This is a genomic window from Pseudomonas sp. PDM13 (assembly GCF_025685765.1).
Taxonomy (GTDB): Bacteria; Pseudomonadota; Gammaproteobacteria; order Pseudomonadales; family Pseudomonadaceae; genus Metapseudomonas; species Metapseudomonas solani.
This window is the reverse complement of the sequence record NZ_JAOTQU010000009.1, coordinates 1-16,896: the sequence shown is the minus strand read 5'-3', so window position 1 is coordinate 16,896 and position 16,896 is coordinate 1. Positions and strand designations below refer to the sequence as shown.

Here is a 16,896-nt window from a genome sequence, read left to right as displayed (position 1 = left end):
CTCAGGCCGGCTTGGCCAGGGTCAGCACGAGGATGATCAGCAGCAACAGGAAGCCGACCGCGCCGTAACCCAGGCTGAAACCGAGGAAGCGGCTGCGCGGGGCGGCGCTGGGCGCCTCCCCGGCATGCAGCACCAGCAGGCGCCGGGTGAAGGCCAGCCAGGCGATGCCGGCCAGCAGGTAAAGGATGGAGCTGCCCAGCACCCAGGTCAGGCCGAAGGGAATCTCCGCCAGGGCCAGCAGCCACCAGCCGGTGATCGGCAGGGCCACGCCCAGGGCCAGCAGCGCCGGCACGCCGAACAGCACGGACTGGCGCAGGCTCGGTGCCCAGCCACGCAGGCCGCCGTGCCAGGCACGCAGCACGAACCACAGCAGGCCGCCGGCGACGACGAACAGGAGGAAGGTCAGCAAGCCGTGAAGTATCTGCAGCATCAGGTAGTCATCCATTCCTTTTCACTCCATCCGGGCGACGAGCAGAGTGTAGATGGCCGCCATCGCGGGCGGCCGCCGCCCTCAACCGAGGAACAGCCGATAGGCCGGGTTGTCGCTCTCGTCCCAATAGGGGTAGCCGATCTCTTCCAGCGCCGCGGGGATCAGGTGGCGCTCGTCCGCCGGCACCTGCAGCCCGGCCACCACGCGACCGTCGGCGGCGCCGTGGTTGCGGTAGTGGAACAGGGTGATGTTCCAGCGCCCGCCCAGCTTGTTGAGGAAGTTGAACAGCGCGCCGGGGCGCTCGGGGAATTCGAAGCGGAAGATCGACTCGTCCTCCACCCGCGCCGCGTGGCCGCCGACCATGTGGCGGATGTGCAGCTTGGCCAGCTCGTTGTCGGTCAGGTCCAGCACCGGGAAACCCTGGTCGCGCAGGCTCTGCACCAGCACCTCGCGTGGGTCGTTCTCCGGGTGGGTCTGCACGCCGACGAAGATGTGCGCCTCGGCATCGGTGTTGTAGCGGTAGTTGAATTCGGTGATCTGGCGTTTGCCGATGGCCTCGCAGAAGGCCTTGAAGCTGCCCGGGCGCTCGGGGATGGTCACGGCGATGATCGCCTCGCGCTTCTCGCCCAGTTCGGCGCGCTCGGCCACATGGCGCAGGCGGTCGAAGTTGATGTTGGCGCCGGAGTCGATGGCCACCAGGGTCTGCCCGCTGCTGCCTTCACGCTCGACGTACTTCTTGATCCCGGCCACGGCCAGGGCGCCGGCGGGCTCGGTGATGGAACGGGTGTCGTCGTAGATGTCCTTGATCGCCGCGCAGATCTCGTCGGTGCTGACGGTGATCACCTCGTCCACGTGCTCGCGGCAGATGTCGAAGGTGTGCTGGCCGATCTGCGCCACGGCCACGCCGTCGGCGAACAGCCCGACCTGCCCCAGCACCACGCGCTCGCCGGCGGCCATGGCGGCCTGCAGGCAGTTGGAGTCGTCCGGCTCGACGCCGATCACCTTCACCTCGGGGCGCAGGTACTTCACGTAGGCGGCGATGCCGGCGATCAGGCCGCCGCCGCCCACCGGCACGAAGATGGCGTCCAGGCGGCCCGGGTGCTGACGGAGGATCTCCATCGCCACGGTGCCCTGGCCGGCGATCACATGCGGGTCGTCGTAGGGGTGGATGTAGACGAAGCCCTTCTCTTCCACCAGCTTCAGCGAATAGGCCAGCGCCTCGGGGAAGGCGTCGCCGTGCAGCACCACCTTGCCGCCCCGGGCGCGCACGCCCTGGACCTTGAGTTCGGGGGTGGTGCGCGGCATCACGATGGTCGCCTTGATGCCCAGCTCGCGGGCCGCCAGGGCCAGGCCCTGGGCGTGGTTGCCGGCCGAGGCGGTGACCACGCCGCGCGCCAGTTCCTCGGCGCTGAGCTGCGCCAGCTTGTTGTAGGCGCCGCGAATCTTGAAGGAGAACACCGGCTGCAGGTCCTCGCGCTTGAGCAGCACCTGGTTGCCGAGGCGTTCGGACAGGCGCAGCGCAGGTTGCAAGGGGGTTTCCACCGCCACGTCATAAACGCGCGAGGTGAGGGTCTTCTTCACGTAGTCTTCGAGCATCACGGCTTCACTGGCGGGGCTTGCGGGGATGGGCGAGTCTACCCCAGGGCTTCGTCGCCCGACCACAGAGAATGCGGGGTTTTGCCGCGCTGAACGGCTATAATCCGCGCCCTCGCATTTCCTTTCATACGTGGACCACCAGCATGACCCAGGACCAGCTCAAGCAGGCAGTCGCCCAGGCCGCAGTCGACCATATCCTCCCGCTGCTCGACAGCAAGAGCGTTGTCGGCGTCGGCACCGGCTCGACCGCCAACTTCTTCATCGACGCCCTGGCTCAGCACAAGATGGCCTTCGACGGCGCGGTCGCCAGCTCCGAAGCCACCGCCCAGCGCCTCAAGGGCCACGGCATTCCGGTCTACGACCTGAACGCGGTGGACGCCCTGGAGTTCTACGTCGACGGCGCCGACGAGAGCGACGCGCACCTGAACCTGATCAAGGGCGGCGGCGCCGCCCTGACCCGCGAGAAGATCGTCGCCGCCGTGGCACGCACCTTCATCTGCATCGCCGACGGCAGCAAGCTGGTCCCGGTGCTCGGCGCCTTCCCGCTGCCGGTGGAAGTCATCCCCATGGCCCGCAGCCACGTGGCGCGCCAGTTGGTGAAGCTGGGCGGCGACCCGGTCTACCGCGAAGGCGTGGTCACCGATAACGGCAACATCATCCTCGATGTGTACAACCTCTCGATCACCGACCCGGTGACCCTGGAAGCGCAGATCAACGCCATCGTCGGCGTGGTCACCAACGGCCTCTTCGCCGCCCGCCCCGCCGACCTGCTGCTGCTCGGCACCGCGGAAGGCGTGAAGACGCTGAAGGCCTGACCCTCGGGCGGCCCCGTTCGCGGGCCGCTCACTCCCCCGCCGGCTTGCTGAACCTGTAGAACAGGTTCGGCTCGCTGACCAGGTACAGATTCCCCTCGTTATCCATCGCCACGCCCTCGGCCTGGGGCACGCTGCGTTTCAGGCCGTGCATGCCGCGCAGCAACGACAGGCTGCTGATGGGCTTGCCGTCGGCGTTGATCTCCAGCACCAAGCGTGACTCGTCGGACAGCGCCAGCAGGTGGCCGCTGCGGTCGTCGTATTGCAGGCTGGAGAGGTCGCGGACGAAGAGCCCGGCATCGCGCTCGGGGTCGTCCACCACGTGCACCGCGAAGGGCTTGTCCGGGTTGCTGTGGGGGAAGCCGTGGATCTCGTAAATACGCACCGGGTCGCGCTCCTTGGCCACGAACAGGCGCTGGCCGGCGGGGTCGTAGGCCAAGCCCTCGAAACCCTTGTTGCCGTTCAGACCGATGCCCAGGGACAGTTGCTGCGATTCGCTGGCGTCCAGCTGCGTGGTGTCTTCTTCCAGGCGCACCTTGACCAGGCGCTGCAGGCGCTCGTCGGTGATGACGTAGACGCCCTTGCTGACATACTCGATGGCTTCCGGGTCGCCGAAGCCATGCAGGTCGATGCGCCGGACTATATGGCCGTCCAGGGACATTTCGATGATCTGCGGGCGCTGGTTGGTGACCGTCAGCAGGCTGTGGCGATCCGGGTCATAGGTGAGGGCCGAGACATCGTCGTCCAGCCCCTCGATGGGCTGCGCCTCGAGGGTCACCCGGTAGTCCGGCAGCCAGATCGAACGTTCGCGCCATTCCGAGGCGTGGCGCCATTCTTGCACGATGAACCAGCCACGCTCGAACAGGCGGAACTCCTGTGCGGCGATGCCAAGCACCAGCAGCACACAGAACAACAGGCCGGAAACCAGCCAACGGGGAGTCAGGAAGGATCGCATCGGGTCAAACTCTGGGATTCAGGGGCGCGCCGAGAATACAAGAGTGCGCCATTCTGATGCCTGAATCGAAACTTAATGCACAGGCCCATGCACGCTCCCGGCCCCCCACCGTTACCAAAGGGGACGAACCATGGCGGCGCCATTGCTACCCGAACGGGTCATGACCACCCTGCACACCATCGCCCTGGCGGTGGAGAGCCTGGCCGAGGAAGTGCCGCGCCCGCGCCTGCTCGACGGCAGCGGCGTGGCCTGCAGCGACCTCGACACCCCGGACAAGCTCATCAGCCACGCCCAGGAGCTGCGGGTGTTCGCCAACGCCCTGAGCTGCACCCGCGACCCGGCGCTGGGCCTGTCCCTGGGCCTGCGCATGCACGTTTCGGCCTACGGCATCCTCGGCTACACCATGCTCGCCAGCCGCACCCTGCGCGATGCCCTGAACATCGCCCTGGCCAACGCCTCGCTGCTAGGCAGCTACTTCACCCTGACCTTGGAAGAGGACGGCGCCGAGGCCCGCCTGGTCGCCACCGGCTACCGCTACGCGCCGGAGCTGATGGTGTTCAACAGCGAGCTGTGCCTGACCTCGCTGCTCACCGTGATCCAGGACCTACTCGGCGAAGCCGTGCGCCCACGCCGGGTGTGCCTGCCCTACCGGCCGCCCCTGCACGCGGCGGCCTACACGGAGAAGCTGGGCTGTCCGGTGGATTTCGGCGATTCGCGCACGGCCCTCTGCTTCAACGCCGCACTGCTCGACCGCCCCCTGCCCCTGGCCGACCCGGTGACCTGCCACCACGGCCTGCAGCAGTGCCAGAAGCTCGATGCCCAGTTGACCAGCCGCCACGACGTGCTCGACCAGATCCGCGAGCACCTGGCCGGGCACCTGAGCGAGGCCAGCAACCTCGACCGCGTGGCCCGCAGCCTGCACCGCTCCGAGCGCACCCTGCGCCGCCACCTGCAGCGCCTCAACACCAGCTACCAGCGCCTGCTGGACGAAGTGCGCTACGACAAGGCGCGCCAGTTGCTGCTGCAGACCGACCTGCCCATCTACCTCATCGCCGAGCAGCTCGGCTACGCCGAGACCGCCAGCTTCCGCCACGCCTTCCAGCGCTGGAGCGGCCAGCCGCCGAGCCAGTACCGGCGCTGAGCCGTCGCCTCAGCGGTAGTAGGCGTCCCACAGCTTGTTGCGGAACTTGCCGCTCGGGTCCACCCGCTGCTTGAGGGCGAAATACTCCGGCGCCCGCGGGTAGGCGGCGAGGAACTGCTCGCGGGTGGCGTGGATCTGGTACGGCAGGTAGTAGGTGCCGTCGCTGGCCAGGGCTGCGTCGATCAATTCCCGCGTCCAGGTGCCCACCGCCGCGCGCGCCTCCTCCGAGGTGCCCTGGCGGTAATAGAGCACCAGGGCGAAGGTGTCCCCCCGGGACCAGGCCAGCAGCGTGCCCGGGTCCGCCTTGGCATGGCGGATGGAGATGTTCGCCACCTTCACCCCGTGCTTCTGCAGCACGTCGCGCATCCTGGCGATGAACACCTTCAGCTGCGCCTCGGGCACGAAGTATTCCTGCAGCACGTAGCTGTAGTCGGCCCCGGAGATGGGTTGCAGCTCGCGCACATCGAGGCTGGCCTCGTGGTTGCGCCACTGCACCTGCTCGCCCCGGAAGTTCAGCGGGTCGAGCACCGCCTCGCGCAAGGCGGCGCCGCTCTTGCTGGAAGCCGCACCGAGCGCGGCACGCATGACCTTGTAGTTGCGCCCGGCATCCACTAGCCGCTCTTCCACCGTGAGCGGCGCATCGGTGCGCAGGTAGGAAACGGCACGCACCGTCCTGTAGTCGTCGGTGTAGAGGATGCCGTTGTGCATGACCATGTCCGGGTTGCCCCGCACCTGCTCGGCGAAGAAGCGCCGGTACTGCTCCACCGGCATCACCTCGGTCTTGCGCGCCAGGCGGATGTTCTCGGTCAGCGCCAGGGTCGCCTCGGCGATCACGCCGATACCGCCGTAGCCGCCAATGGCGCCATAAAAGAGTTCGCTGTTCTGCGTGGGGCTGGCCTCCACCGTACTGCCGTCGGCCAGCACCAGCAGGATGGACTTCACCGCCAGCACCAGCGGGCCCTGGCCGACGTAGCGGCCATGGGCGTTGACGCTCAGGGAGCCGCCCACGGTGAAGTTGGCGTAGGACTGCATGATCTGCGGCGACAGGCCGTGGGGGTCGATGTACTCGAGCACCTGCCGCCAGGTGATGCCCGCCTGCACGCGGAGGATCTTCTGCTGGGGATCGAAGGCGAGCACCCGGTTGAAGCTGCGCATATCCAGTTGCAGCGCGCGTTCGGTGGCGGTCTGCCCGCCCATGCTGAAGCGGCCGCCGCCAATGGCGATGGGGCCATCGTGCTCACGCACGGCGCGGCTGATCTCGTCCAGGGTGGTGGGCGCCAGCACCCGCTCCACCTCGATGGGGTTGAGGCCGGTGACGTCGTTGACGGTTTCGCCGGCCAGGGCGGGCCCCGCCGCCAGCAACAGGAGCAGCAACAGTCTGTACATGGGGAAATCCTTCTCCGTGGTTCGCTTGCACCGTGCCGGCCCGGGGGCCGGCACGGTTTCCATCAGGGCCTGGGTAACAGCTTCAGCGTGCCCTGGGTGTTGGCTTTCACATCCTCTTCGCTCATGTGCATGGGCACGTACTCGCCCTCGACGTAGCGCTTGGCCTGGTCGTCGTAGTGGCGGTCGAAGACCACGCCGCTCTGCCCCACCGGGTTGATGCCGATGCCGTGGGCCGGGTCGGCCATGTCGATCAGGCGGCGGGTGGAGGGGCCGTAGGCCACTTCCCAGGGTGCCGGGCCGACACGGTTGGACAGGTTGTTGGGCACCTCGTGGCCACCGGGGGCGGCGAAGGGGCCGACGTTGAACAGCTTGTCCAGGGGCTTCTGCATGCCCAGCGGGTGCCCGTGGGTCAGCGTGTGGGCACGGCCCCAGGCCCACTTGGCGCTGTCGTCGCCGAGGGTCTTCTTCAGGTGGGCGAGGCTCGCCTGCCAGGCAGCCTTGACGGTATCGGCGCGGGTTTCGCGGGCGTCGGTGCTGCGGTCGTCCCACCAGGGCGATTCGGCGTCGGCGGCCAGGCGCGGCAAGGCCACGTCGAGCACGCGGGTGGACAGCAGGCTGTCGAAGAAGGCGTCTCCCAGTTCGTCATGGAAGGCGCCACGGGCCAGCTCGTAGACCAGTTGTTCAGCGAGGGTGGCGACGGTGGAATCCAGCGGGTGATCGCCCTGCCAGGCGGCGAGCTGCTCCACCAGGGCACGCTCGGCATCGTCCGCCGCGGCGGCCCGCAGGTCGCCCAGCAACGGCGCGAGTAGGCGCGGGCCATAGCCGGTGGCGGTTTCCAGTTGCAGCGCACGGCTGTTGTCCTGGTCCCACTTCACGTCCTTCTGCGCCAGCAACTGGTCCAGGCGCTGGCCGCGGTCCGGCAGGTTGTAGTAGCCGGGGATGGCCACGCCTGTGGGCGACAGCGGCTGGAAGTTGGCCGAAACGATGTAGCCGCGCTCGGGGTTCTCCTCATGGGGGTTGGCGCTGAAGGGCAGGTAGCCGGGCTTGTCCGCCTCGGCGCTGCTGCCGTCGAGGATGAAGGCGGGGTTAACCCCGTCCGGGCGCTGCGGCAGCTTGGCCGAGGCCCACCAGCCGATGTCGCCGGCGGCGTTGGCCCAGACCACGTTGAGGCCGGGGGAGTGGATCTTCTCGGCAGCGCTGCGGGCCTTGTCCAGGGTGTCGGCGCGGTTCAACTGGTAGAAGGCGTCGAGGATGGGGTTCTCGGTTTCGAGGAAGGCCCACCACATGGCGATGGGCGTCTTGCCGGGGGTGGCGCCGAGGGCGTCGTTGACGATGGGGCCATGGGGCGAACGGCGCAGGGTCAGCTTCACCGGCTCGGCGTCCTTGACCTGGATGGTCTCCTCGCGGCTCTGCATGTCGACCCACTGGCCTTGGTACCAGACCTGGTTGGGGTTGTCCGGGTTGACCTTCTCGGCGACCAGGTCGAGGTCGTCGTTCTGGAACATGGTCAGGCTCCAGGCGAACTGCCCGTTGTGCCCCAGGGACGCGGTGGGGTTGAGCGCCTGGTAGTGGCCGTAGAGCTCGAAGCCGGGGTAGGAGGCCTGGGCCTCGTACCACACCGCCGGCACGGCGAAGCGGATGTGCGGGTCGCCGGCCAGCAGGGGCTTGCCGCTGGCGGTGCGGCTGCCGGACACGGCCCAGGCGTTGCTGCCCTCGAACTGCGGCAGGCCGGCTTCCACCAGGGCCTGGTGGCTGAGGCGGGCGAGGCCGTTGAGGGCCTGCCAGTCGCTGGCGGCGAGCTTCTGCCCGACCACGCCCTCGGGGTGCCAGTCGAGGTCGAAGACCTTGAGGTAATCGGCGCCCAGTTCGTCACGCACATAGGTCAGCACCGGCTCGGTGCGGAAGGCGGCGGCGAAGCTGTAGGCCATGTAGCCGGCGACCGAGAGGGTGTCTTCCACCGTGAAGGGGCGCTTGGGGATGCCCAGCAGGTCGAACTCCACCGGCGCGGGGCGGCTGTCCTGGTACAGGTTGATGCCATCCAGGTAGGCGGCCAGCGCCTTGGCGGAGGGGCTGTCCATGTCCATCTTCTTCGCATAGACGGCGGCGTGCTGGCGCAGCTCCAGGGTGCGGAACATGCGGTCGGTGTCCACCAGGCGGGCGCCCAGCACCTCGGCCAGCTCGCCACGGGCCAGGCGGCGCAGCATTTCCATCTGGAACAGGCGGTCCTGGGCATGCACGAAGCCCAGGGCGCGGTACATGTCGGCCTCGTTGGCGGCCTGGATGTGGGGCACGCCACGCTCGTCATAGCGGACGCTGACCGGGGCCTGCAGGTGGGCGATGGCCAGTTCGCCGTCGCGCAGGGGTTTCTTGCTCTGGGCGTACCAGGCGCCACCGGCGGCCACGGCGGCAACCACCACGGCAAGGACAGTCAGGGTGCGTTTCATGAAGGGATTCTCCTTGTTCTAGTGCCTGGCATTTTCCTCAGCGCCATGGAACTCGGCATTGACCAAATACCGCAGAGCTGAAAGTCTTCGGTCAATTCAGAGAAACTCCCGATGCCCACGCCCGACGCCGATTCCGCCACCGCCCTGCCCCTGACCCATTCCCCCACCCTGCGCCGCCTGCTCTACGAGGCGCTGGGCGATCTCGGGCTGGACCCTGCCGATATCTACCGCAGCGTATTCCAGCACCGCCGGCATCTGTTCATGCCCGCCGACGGGCGCCTCAAGCACGACGACGCGCCGCTGTTCTGGGAGGCTGCCGAGGCCATCACCGGCGACCGCGACATCGGCCTGCACCTGGGCGAGCAGATGAAGCCGCGCATGCTCGACGTGGTGGGCTACCTGCTGCTGGCCAGCCGCGACCTGCGCGAGGCGCTGGACAGCTTCGTGCGCTTCCAGCACATCCTCTCCGGCGGTTTCGTCGCCCAGCTGGACGTGCGGGGCGAGCAGGCGCGCCTGGTGATCGACCTCAACTACACCGGCGTCGCGCCGCTGCGCCAGCAGATGGAGTGCCTGGCGCTGCTGTTCATCAAGCTGATGAAGTCGATCACCGACGACGAGTTCAAGGTCGACGCCCTGGAGTTCCGCCATGCCCAGCCACGCCGGCTGGTGGAGCACCGCCGCCTGTTCGGGCTGCAACCCACCTTCGGCTGCCCGCACGATGCGCTGCTGTTCCCCAGCAGCCTGCTGCGACGCCCGTCGCGCACCGCCAACCCGCAGATGCATGCACTGCTCTGGCAGCACGCCGAGGCGCAGCTGGGGGAGCTGGCGGAAAACCAGCTGCTCAACCGCCTGCACTACCTGCTGGGTGTGCGCCTGGGCCAGGCGGACTGCTCCCTGGCCGCCTGCGCGGCGGAGCTGGGGCTGGCCCCCGGCGCCCTGCAGCGGGCCCTGGCCGAACAGGGCAGCAGCCTGCGCAAGGCGCGCGATGCAGTGCGCCAGTCCCGCTCGCTGGAACTCCTGGCCGGGGGCATGCCGATCCGCGAGGTGGCGCGGGCCTGCGGCTTCGCCGAGCTGTCGCCCTTCTACCGGGCCTTCCGCCGCTGGCACGAGATGACGCCGGAAGCCTACCGGCAGCGGCTGCAGGGCACGACCGGCACCTGAACCCGTGCGATTCGCCACGGCTGATCTAGCCTTGGGGAGGGCCTGGAGGTGCGATGAACAGAATCATTGCGGGGTGCCTGCTGGCTGGATGCTGCGGGGTGGAAGCGGCGGAGCCCGTGAAGATCTGTCTCGGCGACGGCAACGAGTGGCCGCCCTATACCTACTGGGAACGCCATGACGGCAAAGTCGACCACACCCGCCTCAGCGGCTCGGCGACCACGCTGGTGCTGACGGCGCTGCAACGCCTCGACCTTCCCTATGAGCTGCACTACCTGCCCTGGGCGCGGGTGCAGCAGGAGCTGGCCGACTTCGCCCGCTCCGGTCATTGCGAGATGACCTGGGACGCCAGCTACACCGAGGAACGCGCGGCCTTCGCCCACTACAGCGAGCCGCTCTACCGCACCCGCCTCGGCCTGTTCTACTCCACCCGGCGCTTCGCCGAGGCCCCGACAGTCACGGACGCCGCCACCCTGGTCAGCTACCGGGTGTGCGGGGTCATCGGCTACAACTACGCGCCCTACGGCATCACCCAGGACGTCCTGCGGGTGAAAAGCGTGCAGCAGAACCTGGGCCTGCTGCAGCTGCAACGCTGCGACTTCTTCCCCAGCGAGATCGAGCCGCTCTACGGCGGCCTGTCCCTGGGCGCCTACCAGGGCGACGAAACGCTGCGCCATCTCGAGCTGCCGGCGAGCAAGGCCTTCTACCTGCTGGTGAGCAAGGGTTCGCCACGGGGGGCGTCGTTGAGCCAGGCGCTCGACCGAGAGTTGCAGGCCCTGCGTGACAGCGGCGAGGCGGAGGCCATCTTCCGCCGCTTCCAACCGTCCGGGCTAAGCGCTCAGCCCGCCGGTGCCCAGTCGCAGTAGCAGCCCACCGCCAGGGTGTGGGTGGCGTCCACCGGGCGCCCGGCCTGCAACGCCTCGAGGATGGGCTCGATGAAGCTGTTGGCCGAGTTGCACACCGCCCCTTCGCTGTAGGGGCCGAAGTAGGCCAGGCGGCCTTCGCGGTCCCAGATGCCGACGGCGGGCGTGGCCGGGATGGCCGCCGCGCCGGGCAGTTCGGCGAGCAGGGTCATGCGTTGCAGGTTCTGCGGCAGCTGGCCCTTGCTCCCCGGTTTCTGCACGGCATAGAAGGCCACGCCCCGGTCGGCGAAGCGCTCGATCAGCTCGCCCAGGTGCTGCTGGTTGCCGACGTTGCAGGGGCAGGCGGGGTCGAAGAAATGCACCAGGCGGATCGGCCCCGGCCCGGCCAGCTCGGCGGGCAGTTGCAGGCCATCGCCGGAGAACAGCGTGGTGCGCTCGCTGAACGGGCGGACGAAGCGCGCGTCGTACCAGCGGTAGGCGGCGACCATGGCGATGATCCAGGCGATGACGAGCAGGCTGGCGAACAGGGTTCTACGGGAAGGCGAGCGCATGGGGAGAGACCTTTTGCAGGACGCGTAGCTTGCCACGACGCGCCCCGCAGCTGAATATCGGCAACCTTTATCGCCGGCCGCCCTGCCCCCGGCCACTGCCCCGTTCGAATGGATACCCCCGATGCCAGACGCCTTCCAGCCCGATCAACTGCGCTCGCTCCTGCGACCCTTGGCCGCAGCGGCACCCGACCTGCAGTTGGCCGGTCTCTACCGGGCCTTCTACGGGCTGGACTTCTCGGCGCGGATTCCCGGTGTGCAGACGCGCCTGGGGGTGATGCAGGTGGAGTCCTACACCCTGGCCACCCAGGCTTGGTGGCCGGCGCAGCCGCGCGCGACCCTGGTGCTGCTGCACGGTTACTACGACCACATGGGCCTGTACCGCCACGTGATCGAATGGGCACTGGGGCTGGGCCTGGCGGTGATCGCCTGCGACCTGCCGGGGCATGGGCTGTCCAGCGGCGTCCGCGCCAGCATCCTCGACTTCGCCGAATACCAGGCGACCCTGCGCGGCCTGCTGGCCGAGGCGCGGACGCTGGACCTGCCGCAGCCCTGGCACCTGGCCGGGCAGAGCACCGGCGGCGCGATCATCCTCGACTACCTGCTGACCGGCGCCCCCGAGGCCTGCATCGGCGAGACCCTGCTGTTCGCCCCCCTGGTACGCCCGCGTGCCTGGGGCTGGTCGAAATTCAGCTACCGCATGCTCAAGCCCTTCGTGGAAAGCATTCCCAGGCGCTTCAGCGTCAACTCCAGCGATGCCGAGTTCATCGACTTCGTCCACCACCATGACCCGCTGCAGCCGCAGAACCTGCCCACCGCCTGGGTTGGCGCGCTGTCGCGCTGGGTGCCGCATATCGAGGCCGCGCCACGCTCATCGCGCCGCCCGCTGGTGATCCAGGGCGACGGCGACATGACGGTGGACTGGCGGCACAACCTCAAGGTGCTGGACGACAAGTTCGCCCAGCCCGAGGTGCTGATGCTGGAGGGGGCCGGGCACCACCTGGTGAACGAGGCGCCGGCCTATCGGGAACGTTACTTCGCCTTCCTGCGGGAACGCCTGGGGTACTGAGCCAAGCCCGCAGCGTCGGGCTAGTAGCTCTGCTGCGCGGGCGCCAGGCTCGCGGCATCCTGGCCCACGGCGAGCCCCGCACGCACGGCGGCCAGGGCGGCCTGGTAATAGGCCTTGCCCTCGCCGGACTCGGCGAAGGTGACGAACTCTTCCAGTTCCGGATCGGACAGGTCGCGATAGACGTAGAGCAGGGTGTTGTCGAGGTCGTTGCTGATCTGCTCCATCACCCGCTGGCGCTGGCTGTCGAGCAGGCCCTGGGCCTGGCCGCCACCGAGCAGGCCGGGGAGCATCTGGCTGAGGCTGTCGGCTGCCACGCCCGCCAGGGCCAGGCTGACCTCGGCGCCGGCTTCCTTGGCCGGCAGCGCCTGGGCCAGGTGGCGCACCTGCAGCCGGCGGGTGGCGCTGGCGTCGATGCGCGGCAGGCCGTTGGCGTTCTTCGCCAACTGGTCGCGGCGGGTGGCGAGCACTTCGGCGGCGATGATCTTGCGCCCCAGCGGCGACTGGAAGAAGCCCAGGGCCGGGCGCGGGTCGTTCAGTGCGTTACGCAGGGCGGCCTGGGCGCGCTGGTCGATAGCCTGGGCCTGGAAACGCTGGTTGCTGTTGTTCACCAGGGCCTGGTACACGGCCGGCGGCAGGGTCTTCTGGTAGCGCTGCTGGGCCGCCGTCAGGGCATCGTTGAAGTGCGCCCGCTGTTCCGGCCAGCCCGCCGCCTGGTACAGGCTGGCGTGGTCGTCGGCCAGCGCCGGCAGACCGATGAGCAGGAAGGTGACGGCAAGAAGCAGGCGCATGGTGACTCCTGGAGGCGCGATCCGGTGTTGTTCTAGACCCGGGGCTGCGGGTTCGGTTCGGTCGGGGTGCGGGCTGCATGGGCGGAGGGCACGGCGGCTGGGGCTCCGGCCATGGTGGCGCGGTGGCTATTCTCCGTGCTGGCGGGCGGGCTTGTCGAGGAGCTGAGAAGGCCTCGTCATAAATTTATCCGAACGCTGTAGGCGGCATTCTGCGGCCTGATTAGAATGCGCCGACCATGCCGAATCCCGACGCTTTCATCCCCTTCGAGCCCATCAGCGACGACGTTGCCCAGCGCGGCTGGTCGTTGCAGCCCGGCGCCATCGCGGCCGACCTGGTCGCTGCCCTGGCGCGGGAATGCCGCGCCCGCTCGGCGGCCGGCGAGCTGAGCCCGGCGGGCATCGGCCGGGGCGATGGCCAGCAGGTGCGCGAAGGCATCCGTGGTGACCGCATCGATTGGCTGGAACCCGGCCAAGCCGCGCCCTGCGACCACTACCTGGAGCTGATGGACGCGCTGCGCCTGCGGCTGAACCGCGAGCTGTTCCTGGGGCTGGAGGATTTCGAGGCGCATTTCGCCCTCTATCCGCCGGGGGCGTTCTATCAGAAGCACCTGGACCGCTTCCGCGACGACGATCGCCGCGCGGTCTCGGCGGTGCTCTACCTCAACCCCGACTGGCAACCCGGCGAAGGCGGCGAACTGCGCCTGTACCTGGCCGACGGCGCCACCCACGACGTGCTCCCCGAAGCCGGCACCCTGGTGGTGTTCCTCTCCGGCGACCTGCCCCACGAGGTGCTGCCGGCCAGCCGCGAGCGCCTCTCCCTCACCGGCTGGTTCCGCCGCCGCGGTGACGGCCCGCTCTGAGCCGCCCGGGGCCTTAGTGGCCCCAGACCTTGAAGGTACCGCGCAGGTCGACGATGTCGCGGATCTCGATATTGCCCAGGCTGCTGTCGCCCACGTACATGTCGCTGCTCACCCGCATGCGGATGCGCTGGGCGGGCAGGCCTGACTGGATCAACTGGTCGTTGATGGTGGTCAGGTCCGGCAGGGTGAGGACCAGCTGGTCCTTGCCGCTGGCGTTCTTCACCACGTCGACCATCAGGGTCGGCTGGTCGATGTTGAAGATCGGCAAGGTCAGGCCGAGCTGCGCCGGGCCCAGGGCGAAACTGCCGCCGGCGCCATTGGGACAGGCGCTGGGGCTGTCGCAACCGTTGTCGATGCGGATGTTGCGCAGCGAGACGCTGTTGCCGCTGTCGGTCCAGCTGAGCTTGTCGATGCGCGCCATCACGTCCAGGCGGATGCTGATGCCGGCCTGGCCGGTGACGTCGGAAAGCTGCTGGTTATCGAGTGTTTCCATCGCTGCCTGGCTGGAGGCGCAGAACAGCAGGGCGGTGCAGGCGAGGAGCGGGATCGTTCTTGTTATGGGCATGGCGGCTGTCCTTCGCGGGTTGGCCGCCGCAGTCTGGGGAGCCCTTTGCCGCTGCGCCAGTGCCCCTCGCCGCTTCCCGCCTAAGGATGGGCCAGCCAAAGACTGGTGCGGCGCCAGGAACTTCACGGGTGTTACGCGCGGTGACCCTGGCCGCGACGCGGAGTAGGCTGGCAGCCTTCGAGGAGTGATTCATGCAGAAGATTCTGGTCAGCCGCTGCCTGCTGGGGCAACGGGTGAGATACGACGGCGGCGCCCACGGCCCCTATGACCTGCTGCAACGCTGGCAGGACGAAGGCCGGGTGGTACCGGTCTGCCCCGAAGTGGCGGGCGGCCTTCCCACGCCCAGGGCACCGGCGGAGATTCCGGGCGGCCAGGGCACGCAGGTGCTGGAGGGGCTGATCCCGGTCGTCACCGACACGGGCGAGGACGTTACCGGGGCGTTCGTCGCCGGGGCCCGTATCGCCCTGGAGCTGGTGCGTCGCCATGGCATCGGCGTGGCGCTGTTGAAGTCACGCAGCCCTTCCTGTGGCAACGAAGAGGCCTATGACGGCACCTTCAGCGGCACCCGCGTGCCCGGCGAAGGCGTGACGGCGGCGCTGCTCCGCGCCGAAGGCGTACGGGTGTTCAACGAAACGCAGCTTGAGGCCGCAGCCGCCTGGCTGGCGGCGCGGGAAGCCGCAGCAGCCGGCTAGGGCTGCTCGGGGTCCGCTTCGGGCTCGGATTCGGGCTGGGGCGATGGCTGCGGTTTCTCGCCCTCACCTTCCGACGCCGCCTGGGAAGGCGCCTGGCCCTCCAGCCATTTGCGCGACAACTCGTCCAGACGCCCGCTGCTCTTGAGCTTGTTCAGGGCATTGTTGAGGGCGCTGCGGAACGCCGGATTTTCCTTGAGGAAGGGAATCGACTGCTCCTGCGGGTCCTGCTCGGTACTCTCCGCGCTCTTGTCCTGGGCCTGGCTGGGCGCCAGCGACTGGGTCAGCCCGCCGCTGTCGACGCCGCCGGCGATCTGCTGGCCGCCACCGATGCCATAGGGCTCGCTGAACTCCAGTTGCTGATCATCACGGGCGGCCTGGGCCTCGCGGCTGAGCACGATGTCTACACTGCCACTGCGCAGGCCGTCGAGCAGCTTGTCGCGCGGCACGGGGATGAAGTCCGCCTTGACGTTGAGCTCATCGGCCAGGGCGTGGCCAAGCTCCACCTCGTAGCCGGTGAGCTTGTCGTCCTGGCGGAAGCTGTAGGGCGGCGCGTCGTCCACCAGGGCGATCCGCAGGCTGCCACGCTCCCAGACATCGTCGATCAGGTCGGCCCGGGCCAGCGGCGCGGCGACCAGGGGAAGGAGAGCGAGCAGGCAGTGCAACAGGCGCATTTCAGGTAAACCTCTGGTTCTTCTTGATCGATGACCCGGGACGGTGGGTTCAGCGTAGACACAACCGGCAACGTCGGCCGCTGAACCTAACCCCCCATGCAGGGTCTGTGTGTTGCTTACCAACAAGGAGTCAGTCATGAAGCTTGCGTACGCTCCCCTGGGCCTTGCGGCCCTGCTGGCGGTGGTTTCCACCGCGTCGTTCGCCGAGATGCCACGTACCCCGGCACCCGAAGGCGCCAAGGTTTATTTCATCGAGCCCGCCGACGGCGCCACTGTGGACAAGACGTTTAGCGTCAAGTTCGGTTTGCAGGGCATGGGCGTCGCGCCCGCCGGTGTCGATTCCCCCGCCACGGGCCACCACCACCTGCTGATCGATGTCGACAAGGAGCCGGCGATGAACATGCCGCTGCCGATGACCGACAACCTCAAGCACTTCGGCAAGGGCCAGACGGAAACCCAGGTCACCCTGCCGCCGGGCAAGCACACCCTGCAGCTGCTGGTGGGCGACAAGAACCACGTACCGCTGGACCCGCCGGTCATCTCCGAGAAGATCACCGTCACCGTGAAATGAACGTGAAATCGCGGGCATGAAAAAGGGAGGCCAAGGCCTCCCTTTTTACTGTCCAGCTCCGTCGTCAGGGCGCGCGAGCTAGAGCGAGACAAGGCGGGAATGGCCGAGAAGCGCGGAGTTCACATCTGTGAATGAGCACTTCGAGGCCGTTCCCAATACCGTATCGCCAACGCACAAGGCACACCCTACGGCATGAGCCTCAGCTCGAATCGCCAGATGAGCCTGAAATCACAGGCATGAAAAAGGGAGGCCAAAGCCTCCCTTTTCAGTGTCCATCTCCATCGTCAGGGCTCGCGAGCTAGAGCGAGACAAGGCGGGAATGGCCGAGAAGCGCGGAGTTCACATCT

General features: G+C 68.2%; 17 protein-coding genes. 8 read left to right on the top strand and 9 right to left on the bottom strand.

Features of this window, described 5'->3' with window-relative positions; translation table 11 throughout:
- Position 1: 1 nt before the first annotated feature.
- Both OEJ36_RS11560 and ilvA read right to left on the bottom strand, forming a co-directional pair.
- Entirely contained in the window at positions 2–445 is a 444-nt protein-coding gene (locus OEJ36_RS11560) for a DUF2269 domain-containing protein (RefSeq protein ID WP_263401617.1), read from the bottom strand.
- Positions 446–511: 66 nt separating this feature from the next.
- Positions 512–2,056: a threonine ammonia-lyase, biosynthetic gene (gene ilvA / locus OEJ36_RS11555; protein WP_263401726.1), complete on the bottom strand. Its 1,545-nt coding sequence runs from the start codon at positions 2,054–2,056 to the stop codon at positions 512–514.
- Between the two features lie 113 nt (positions 2,057–2,169).
- Between ilvA and rpiA the strand changes: the two genes are divergently transcribed.
- Complete coding sequence (gene rpiA, locus OEJ36_RS11550; protein WP_043245808.1) at positions 2,170–2,841, top strand: ribose-5-phosphate isomerase RpiA; 672 nt, start codon at positions 2,170–2,172, stop codon at positions 2,839–2,841.
- 28 nt (positions 2,842–2,869) lie between these two features.
- Here the strand turns inward: rpiA and OEJ36_RS11545 are convergent, their stop codons facing one another.
- A complete protein-coding gene (locus tag OEJ36_RS11545) occupies positions 2,870–3,793 on the bottom strand; it encodes an SdiA-regulated domain-containing protein (protein WP_263401616.1) in 924 nt (307 codons plus the stop codon).
- A gap of 160 nt (positions 3,794–3,953) precedes the next feature.
- On the opposite strand from OEJ36_RS11545, the gene OEJ36_RS11540 reads away from it, so the two are divergent.
- Positions 3,954–4,934, top strand: a complete 981-nt coding sequence (locus OEJ36_RS11540) for an AraC family transcriptional regulator (RefSeq protein ID WP_263401615.1) — start codon at positions 3,954–3,956, stop codon at positions 4,932–4,934.
- Between the two features lie 9 nt (positions 4,935–4,943).
- Here OEJ36_RS11540 and OEJ36_RS11535 read toward each other — a convergent pair whose 3' ends face one another.
- The gene (locus tag OEJ36_RS11535) at positions 4,944–6,320 is read right to left on the bottom strand and encodes an FAD-binding protein (RefSeq protein WP_263401614.1); all 1,377 of its coding nucleotides are present in this window, start codon (positions 6,318–6,320) and stop codon (positions 4,944–4,946) included.
- Positions 6,321–6,382: 62 nt separating this feature from the next.
- Positions 6,383–8,764, bottom strand: coding sequence for a penicillin acylase family protein (locus OEJ36_RS11530; protein ID WP_263401613.1), 2,382 nt, complete (start codon positions 8,762–8,764; stop codon positions 6,383–6,385).
- Positions 8,765–8,875: 111 nt separating this feature from the next.
- On the opposite strand from OEJ36_RS11530, the gene OEJ36_RS11525 reads away from it, so the two are divergent.
- Together OEJ36_RS11525 and OEJ36_RS11520 are read left to right on the top strand one after the other, a co-directional pair.
- Positions 8,876–9,925 carry an AraC family transcriptional regulator gene (locus tag OEJ36_RS11525; protein WP_263401612.1) on the top strand — a complete coding sequence of 350 codons (1,050 nt, stop codon included), beginning with the start codon at positions 8,876–8,878 and terminating at the stop codon, positions 9,923–9,925.
- 53 nt (positions 9,926–9,978) lie between these two features.
- Positions 9,979–10,788: a substrate-binding periplasmic protein gene (locus tag OEJ36_RS11520; RefSeq protein WP_263401611.1), complete on the top strand. Its 810-nt coding sequence runs from the start codon at positions 9,979–9,981 to the stop codon at positions 10,786–10,788.
- Here the strand turns inward: OEJ36_RS11520 and OEJ36_RS11515 are convergent.
- Complete coding sequence (locus tag OEJ36_RS11515; RefSeq protein WP_263401610.1) at positions 10,761–11,336, bottom strand: DUF6436 domain-containing protein; 576 nt, start codon at positions 11,334–11,336, stop codon at positions 10,761–10,763. The two genes, OEJ36_RS11520 and OEJ36_RS11515, sit on opposite strands and share 28 nt — an antisense overlap.
- A gap of 121 nt (positions 11,337–11,457) precedes the next feature.
- On the opposite strand from OEJ36_RS11515, the gene OEJ36_RS11510 reads away from it, so the two are divergent.
- Complete coding sequence (locus OEJ36_RS11510) at positions 11,458–12,402, top strand: alpha/beta hydrolase (protein ID WP_263401609.1); 945 nt, start codon at positions 11,458–11,460, stop codon at positions 12,400–12,402.
- Positions 12,403–12,422: 20 nt separating this feature from the next.
- Here OEJ36_RS11510 and OEJ36_RS11505 read toward each other — a convergent pair whose 3' ends face one another.
- The gene (locus OEJ36_RS11505; RefSeq protein ID WP_263401608.1) at positions 12,423–13,190 is read right to left on the bottom strand and encodes a hypothetical protein; all 768 of its coding nucleotides are present in this window, start codon (positions 13,188–13,190) and stop codon (positions 12,423–12,425) included.
- 236 nt (positions 13,191–13,426) lie between these two features.
- On the opposite strand from OEJ36_RS11505, the gene OEJ36_RS11500 reads away from it, so the two are divergent.
- On the top strand, positions 13,427–14,050 hold the full coding sequence (locus OEJ36_RS11500; protein ID WP_263401607.1) for a 2OG-Fe(II) oxygenase: 624 nt from the start codon (positions 13,427–13,429) through the stop codon (positions 14,048–14,050).
- A 13-nt stretch (positions 14,051–14,063) separates the two neighbouring features.
- Here OEJ36_RS11500 and OEJ36_RS11495 read toward each other — a convergent pair whose 3' ends face one another.
- Entirely contained in the window at positions 14,064–14,615 is a 552-nt protein-coding gene (locus tag OEJ36_RS11495; protein ID WP_043245801.1) for a DUF6160 family protein, read from the bottom strand.
- 191 nt (positions 14,616–14,806) lie between these two features.
- On the opposite strand from OEJ36_RS11495, the gene OEJ36_RS11490 reads away from it, so the two are divergent.
- Entirely contained in the window at positions 14,807–15,307 is a 501-nt protein-coding gene (locus tag OEJ36_RS11490) for a DUF523 domain-containing protein (RefSeq protein WP_263401606.1), read from the top strand.
- Here OEJ36_RS11490 and OEJ36_RS11485 read toward each other — a convergent pair.
- On the bottom strand, positions 15,304–15,978 hold the full coding sequence (locus OEJ36_RS11485) for a transporter substrate-binding domain-containing protein (RefSeq protein ID WP_263401605.1): 675 nt from the start codon (positions 15,976–15,978) through the stop codon (positions 15,304–15,306). The genes OEJ36_RS11490 and OEJ36_RS11485 overlap by 4 nt on opposite strands.
- A 136-nt stretch (positions 15,979–16,114) precedes the next feature.
- On the opposite strand from OEJ36_RS11485, the gene OEJ36_RS11480 reads away from it, so the two are divergent.
- Positions 16,115–16,549 (top strand): DUF4399 domain-containing protein, encoded by a 435-nt coding sequence (locus tag OEJ36_RS11480; protein ID WP_021218285.1) that lies wholly within the window; start codon positions 16,115–16,117, stop codon positions 16,547–16,549.
- Positions 16,550–16,896 lie beyond the last annotated feature (347 nt).

Bases quoted from the DNA above. Each gene is read 5' to 3' on its own strand.
- rpiA (WP_043245808.1), top strand. From the start codon at position 2,170: ATGACCCAGGACCAGCTCAAGCAGGCAGTCGCCCAGGCCGCAGTCGAC.
- OEJ36_RS11490 (WP_263401606.1), top strand. From the start codon at position 14,807: ATGCAGAAGATTCTGGTCAGCCGCTGCCTGCTGGGGCAACGGGTGAGA.
- OEJ36_RS11485 (WP_263401605.1), bottom strand. From the start codon at position 15,978: ATGCGCCTGTTGCACTGCCTGCTCGCTCTCCTTCCCCTGGTCGCCGCG.
- OEJ36_RS11530 (WP_263401613.1), bottom strand. From the start codon at position 8,764: ATGAAACGCACCCTGACTGTCCTTGCCGTGGTGGTTGCCGCCGTGGCC.
- OEJ36_RS11520 (WP_263401611.1), top strand. From the start codon at position 9,979: ATGAACAGAATCATTGCGGGGTGCCTGCTGGCTGGATGCTGCGGGGTG.
- OEJ36_RS11495 (WP_043245801.1), bottom strand. From the start codon at position 14,615: ATGCCCATAACAAGAACGATCCCGCTCCTCGCCTGCACCGCCCTGCTG.
- OEJ36_RS11540 (WP_263401615.1), top strand. From the start codon at position 3,954: ATGACCACCCTGCACACCATCGCCCTGGCGGTGGAGAGCCTGGCCGAG.
- OEJ36_RS11510 (WP_263401609.1), top strand. From the start codon at position 11,458: ATGCCAGACGCCTTCCAGCCCGATCAACTGCGCTCGCTCCTGCGACCC.
- OEJ36_RS11505 (WP_263401608.1), bottom strand. From the start codon at position 13,190: ATGCGCCTGCTTCTTGCCGTCACCTTCCTGCTCATCGGTCTGCCGGCG.
- OEJ36_RS11525 (WP_263401612.1), top strand. From the start codon at position 8,876: ATGCCCACGCCCGACGCCGATTCCGCCACCGCCCTGCCCCTGACCCAT.
- OEJ36_RS11515 (WP_263401610.1), bottom strand. From the start codon at position 11,336: ATGCGCTCGCCTTCCCGTAGAACCCTGTTCGCCAGCCTGCTCGTCATC.
- OEJ36_RS11500 (WP_263401607.1), top strand. From the start codon at position 13,427: ATGCCGAATCCCGACGCTTTCATCCCCTTCGAGCCCATCAGCGACGAC.
- OEJ36_RS11560 (WP_263401617.1), bottom strand. From the start codon at position 445: ATGGATGACTACCTGATGCTGCAGATACTTCACGGCTTGCTGACCTTC.
- OEJ36_RS11535 (WP_263401614.1), bottom strand. From the start codon at position 6,320: ATGTACAGACTGTTGCTGCTCCTGTTGCTGGCGGCGGGGCCCGCCCTG.
- OEJ36_RS11545 (WP_263401616.1), bottom strand. From the start codon at position 3,793: ATGCGATCCTTCCTGACTCCCCGTTGGCTGGTTTCCGGCCTGTTGTTC.
- OEJ36_RS11480 (WP_021218285.1), top strand. From the start codon at position 16,115: ATGAAGCTTGCGTACGCTCCCCTGGGCCTTGCGGCCCTGCTGGCGGTG.